5 protein-coding genes are annotated in these 5,768 nt (G+C 42.0%); 4 read left to right on the top strand and 1 reads right to left on the bottom strand.

What is annotated here, in order from left to right; all coding sequences use genetic code 11:
• From NTV63_03845 to NTV63_03860, 4 genes are all read left to right on the top strand, one after another.
• Positions 1 to 269: hypothetical protein (locus NTV63_03845; protein ID MCX6710054.1), on the top strand; the 269-nt coding region annotated here is incomplete at its 5' end.
• Between the two features lie 100 nt (positions 270 to 369).
• Positions 370 to 1,578 (top strand): hypothetical protein, encoded by a 1,209-nt coding sequence (locus tag NTV63_03850; protein MCX6710055.1) that lies wholly within the window; start codon positions 370 to 372, stop codon positions 1,576 to 1,578.
• A 6-nt stretch (positions 1,579 to 1,584) separates the two neighbouring features.
• The gene (locus tag NTV63_03855) at positions 1,585 to 2,058 is read left to right on the top strand and encodes a hypothetical protein (protein MCX6710056.1); all 474 of its coding nucleotides are present in this window, start codon (positions 1,585 to 1,587) and stop codon (positions 2,056 to 2,058) included.
• A gap of 35 nt (positions 2,059 to 2,093) precedes the next feature.
• The gene (locus NTV63_03860; protein MCX6710057.1) at positions 2,094 to 3,278 is read left to right on the top strand and encodes a GH116 family glycosyl hydrolase; all 1,185 of its coding nucleotides are present in this window, start codon (positions 2,094 to 2,096) and stop codon (positions 3,276 to 3,278) included.
• Positions 3,279 to 3,413: 135 nt separating this feature from the next.
• Here the strand turns inward: NTV63_03860 and ppdK are convergent.
• Positions 3,414 to 5,768: pyruvate, phosphate dikinase (gene ppdK, locus NTV63_03865; protein ID MCX6710058.1), on the bottom strand; the 2,355-nt coding region annotated here is incomplete at its 5' end.

Here is a 5,768-nt window from a genome sequence, read left to right on the forward strand (position 1 = left end):
CGGCAGCAACCTGGATAGGAGCAAACTCAACTGCAGAATACGGAGCGCAAAACGCAAGCCTTTACGAAGGATGCCCAGCAACCAACAGAACCCAATGGAAAACACTCACAACAGGAACCCCAACAGCAGTATGCTCAAACTCAACAAAAACAGCGCTTGGCTGGGTTGACGGAGCAGACATAACACTTGTCGCAGCCAGAGTTGTAGTGTCAGCGCAGACAGCGCCAGGACTGAAGACAGTGGATGTAGGATTCTTTACAACATACTGAACAAATTATTTTATTGATTTTTTATTTAATTTTTATTTAGAAAGCTTTATAATTGCATTTCTCATTTACTTTAAAAAAATCGTGGTTAAAGAGGGAAAGAATGGTTCTCAGAATTTCAAACAAGATTATCTTTGCAATAATGCCTGTTCTTGCGATTTTGCTTTTTGCAGAGGAAGCATTTGCAATGAACATAGGGTATTCCACCCAAGACATAGATTTTGTCCCAAATGAGGTAATCACTCTTGAATACACTGCAATGAACACTCTGGATGAGGCGATGGGAGTGTCAATACTGCTTGTTGGCGACCTTATCCAGTACATAAAGGCAGAGCCCCAAACATTTGAGCTTGGACCCAGAGGAGTTAAAAACTTCAAAATAACAGTGAGCTTCCCTGATGCAATTGAAAAGCCAGGAAGCCACAGGCAGGTTGTAATGGTAAAAGAGGAGAGATACAACAAGCACGCAGGAATAAATGTTTATGCTGCGCCAGGAGTCCCTCTTTTCATACATGTCCCTTTTGAGGGGAAATACCTGGATGCAGTCCTTCAGGCAGAGGATGCAAAGATAAACGAGCCTGTGCTCTTTACAGTAGGACTTACAAACCTGGGAAGCCAGACCATAAATTCAGTTTCAGGAGACATTGATGTTTATTCCTCAGATAAAACTCTCGTTACAAATGTAATGACAGACAGCCTAAGCGCCTTTGAGCCCACTTTCGCAGGAACTCTTAGTGCAAAGATGGAGACAATGGGATTTAAGGCGGGAAAATACACTGCAAAAGCCAATTTAAGGTATGATGAATTCTCAAAAAGCACAGAGGAAGTTGCTTTCAGGATAGGAGAATTAAAGATTAATATTGTGAATAACACAAAAGAAGCTTACATTGAAAAAGGTTTCAACGAGTTTGAAGTTTGGATTGAAAGCGCCTGGAACGACCCAGTGGAAGACGTATATGCTGAGGTAAAGCTTGCTGGGAACAGAGCAAGCTTCAAAACTCTTGCAGACACAGTCGGGGCATGGGAAATAAAAACGCTGACTGGCTACCTGGATGCAACAAGCATACCTGTTGGCAATTACACAATTGAAATAAGCCTCAATTATGCAGGAAAATCAGAAAAGAAAGAGGGAATTCTTGAGATAAAGAGCAAGCCTGCTGGAAAAGAGGCTGAGAAAGAGAAGGAAACTGTAAAATCAGGAATAAAAATCTCAACTACTGCAATGATTGCACTAGCAATACTTGCATTAATCGCGCTTAACATAATATTCTGGATAATTATCTCAAAGAGGAACAGACAGAAGAAAGATTAAGGAAAAATGAGAAAAAAATATCCAGGAAAAGGCAGGAAGATAAAACTTAGAACAATTGATTTTGCACTTGTCTTTCTTGCGATAATCTGCATATCTGCATTCATAACAATTTTAATATACCAGACAGGAACTGCAGGAAAAGTTTATGCAGTAAGAACCCTTCCGATAAACCTTACTGTGACAGAGCCGATGCACGTAGGGTTAGGGCTCAGGAAAGAAAGGGACATGATGTTCTTCGGGGCAATACCCCCCCTGGGAAAGGGCTACACCCAATTTGCAGTCACAAACGAGTATGACAAGGAGCTTTTAGTCAGGATAGAAGTTGAGGGCGAGCTTAAGCCGTGGATAGAAATAGCATACAATGATTTCATCCTTGAAAAAAACGAAACAAGAAAAGTTGACTTGATAGCGTATGTTCCGGAAAATGCGTCCCTTGGCCAAAGAAACAGCACGCTTATAGTTACCTTTCTCAGGACATGATTAGGTTTAAATCCTTAATATAATTATTATTCTAAATGAACCACCTCATAAGAAAAGCAGAGGAAATAGCAAAGAAATGCCTGAGAGAGGACTATTCAGAATACGGAATTGCAGCAGGAAGAAGGCAGTTTGAGGATTACTGGGCAAGGGACTCCTTCTTTGCATCTTTTGGCGCAATTGCATCAGGAGATTATCCTATTGTGAGAAAAAACCTTGAGCTTTTCCTTTCAAATGAGGATTCAATCGGGCAGGTTCCGCTGAGGATTGGAACAAAATTCATAGCATTTAAGGTTCTTGGGATAAAATTCTATGACGGAACAAAAAGCAGGGCTCCAAGATACATAATAGACAGGAACTACCCTAACTTTATGCCAAAAACTCCTGCTGACCAGAACTCGCTTTTGATTATTGCAGCAGAGGAATACATAAGAAAATCAGATGACAAAAAATTTGCAGTGGACAATTATGAAATGCTGAAAAAAGCCATGGACTGGAACTTCACCCTTGACAAAAACAGGGATTTTCTCATTGAAGAAGGATACTACTGCAGCTGGCTTGACTGCGTGAAAAAGTCAGGGAATGTCCTTTACACAGAGGTGTGCCACTATAAAGCATGCGCTGCATTTTCAAGAATTGCACGCAGAATCGGAAAAAAAGAGGACTGGAAAAAATATTCTGAAATCGCACAGAAAACAAGGGAAAAAATAAATGAAAAATTTTGGAACGGAAAATTCTACAATGACTGGATAGATTTCAACGGGAAAATCCATGGGAATTTCTCAACAGATGGAAACCTCCTTGCAATAATGTTCGGGATAAGCAGCAGGAAAAAGAGCAGGAGCATAATATCCTGCATAAAGGATTTTGGGCTTGAAAACGGAGTTCCTTATAAGACAAACTATCCCAAATACAGATTCTCTGAAATAGATTTTCTGCTTTATCCTGCAGGAATGAAGGACTACCACAACGGGATGAGCTGGCTTTGGATAGGATGCGCGGGAATCCTTGCAAAGGCAAAAGCGGGAATGAAAAAAGAATCAGTGCAGCTGGCAGAAAAAATTGCAAAAAAGATAATTGAATGCAACGGTGTTTACGAGGTTTATGAGGAAAATGGAAAGCCGGTGAAAAGATTATTCTACAAAAGCGAATTCCCTTTTGCCTGGGCATCAGGGCTTTTTCTTTATACGATAAAAGAGGCGGGAATCATAAATAATAAATAAAAAATAATCATTTATAATTATTAAAAAAAAACATTAATTAATTTTTAAAATAAAAAATAATTATTCGCAATCGTTAAAAAAAAAGACATTATTAATTAATTTGATTAATTTTAAAAATCATAAAAATCAATTTTTCTATTTATTCTTCTTGTTCATTATTGCTGCCCTTGCTGCAGCAAGCCTTGCAATCGGAACCCTGTAAGGCGAGCAGGATACATAATCAAGCCCTGCCCTGTGGCAGAAATCAATGCTTTCAGGATCTCCGCCGTGCTCTCCGCAGATTCCAACTTCAAGCGACTTATTTTCCCTCTTTCCAAGATTTACCGCCATCTCAATAAGCTTTCCAACACCCTTCTGGTCCAGGGATGCAAACGGGTCAGAAGGCATAATATTGTGCTCCTCATAATACTTTATGAATTTCCCCGAGTCATCCCTGCTGAATCCATATGTCGTCTGGGTTAAGTCATTTGTCCCGAAACTGAAGAACTCTGCCTCTTTTGCAATCTCATCTGCAAGGAGGGCTGCTCTCGGAAGCTCAATCATTGTCCCAATCTTGTAGGAAAGCTCCACATTGTATTTTTTTATTACCTCATCAGCAGCCTTCTTCACAATATCCCTTTGGTTAATGTATTCCTTTACATCACCCACAAGGGGAATCATAATCTCGGGGAATACGCTTACCTTTTCTTTTACAAGCTCGCATGCTGCCTCAAAAACAGCCCTTGACTGCATCTCAGTAATTTCCGGATAAGTTATTCCAAGCCTGCATCCCCTGTGCCCCATCATCGGATTGAACTCGTGAAGCTCTTCAACTCTCGCGAGAAGCTTTTCTTTTTCCCCTATTTTTTTGCTGTCCTCTTTTCTTTCTTTCATAACAGCAATCTCAACCATTAATTCCTCCCTTTTCGGAAGGAACTCATGAAGGGGCGGGTCAAGAAGCCGTATTATTACCGGTAAGCCCTTCATCTCCTTAAGAAGCCCGTAAAAGTCAGACTTCTGCATCGGAAGAAGCTTTTCAAACGCCTTTCTCCTGTCAATCTCATTGTCTGCAAGAATCATCTGCTGCATAAGCGGAAGGCGCTCCTCTGCAAAAAACATGTGCTCAGTCCTGCAGAGCCCGATTCCCTCTGCGCCGAATTTCTTTGCTGTTATTGCATCCCTTGGGATATCTGCATTTGCCCTTATCCCAAGCCTTCTGAATGAGTCTGCTATTTTCAGGATTTCATCAAAATCTCTGCTAAGCTCTGGCTCAACAAGCGGTGTTTCTCCAAGAATGACTTCTCCTGTGTTTCCGTTTATTGTAATTGTCTCAAGGTGCTTAACAACTATTTCCCCTGCAATGAACTCTTTTTTCTTCTCATTAATCCTTATTCCTTCGCATCCCACAATGCAGCACTTGCCCATTCCCCTTGCAACAACAGCTGCATGGCTTGTCAATCCGCCCCTCGCTGTAAGAACGCCCTGCGCAGCTGCCATTCCGTGAATGTCATCAGGAGAAGTTTCTGCCCTTACAAGGATTACTTTCCTGCCCTCTTTCCCAAGAAGCTCTGCCTCATCAGCGTCAAAGACAGCCTGCCCGCATGCAGCTCCCGGACTTCCGGCAAGCCCCTTTGCAATAACATTAAACCTGGATTTTGGGTCTATCATCTTGTGCATAAGCTGGTTCAGCTGAAGCGGCTCTATCCTAATGATTGCCTCCTCTTTTGGAATCAGCCCTTCCCTTATCATATCCACAGCCGCCTTAACAGCTGCCTGCGCAGTTCTCTTTCCGGTTCTTGTCTGGAGCATGAAAAGCTTTCCGTGCTCGATTGTGAACTCGATGTCCTGCATGTCCTTGTAATGCGCTTCAAGATTTTTCCTGATTTCAAGAAGCTGCTTATATGAATTGGGCATCTCTTTTTCCATTTCTGAAATAGGCTTGGGAGTCCTTATTCCTGCAACAACATCCTCGCCCTGCGCATTAATCAGATATTCCCCATAGAACTTGTTCTCGCCTGTTGCAGGATTCCTTGTGAATGCAACTCCTGTTGCGCAGTCAGAGCCCATGTTTCCAAAAACCATCTCCTGCACACTCACTGCTGTGCCCATTTCAGATGAGATTCCGTTGAGCTTCCTGTAGCTTATGGCTCTCTCGTTGTTCCATGAATTGAAAACTGCCTCAATTGCCATGAAAAGCTGCTTATTCGGCTCCTCTGGAAAATAGCTTCCGGTCTCGTCACTGATTATTTCCCGGTAACCGCTTATTACCTCTTTCCAGTCATCTGCTGAAAGCCCTGTGTCCTCTTTCAATCTTCTTTTTTCCTTTATCTCTGAAATCACATGCTCAAAGCGCTCATGCTTTATCCCGAGAACAACATTCCCGAACATCTGGATAAAGCGCCTGTGGCAGTCATAGGCAAACCTCGGCTCTGCCTTTTTGGAAAGCCCTGCTGAAGAATCCTCATTCAGCCCGAGATTAAGAATGGTGTCCATCATTCCTGGCATTGAGAC

This window comes from Candidatus Woesearchaeota archaeon, assembly GCA_026394965.1.
Taxonomy (GTDB): Archaea; Nanobdellota; Nanobdellia; order Woesearchaeales; family 0-14-0-80-44-23; genus JAPLZQ01.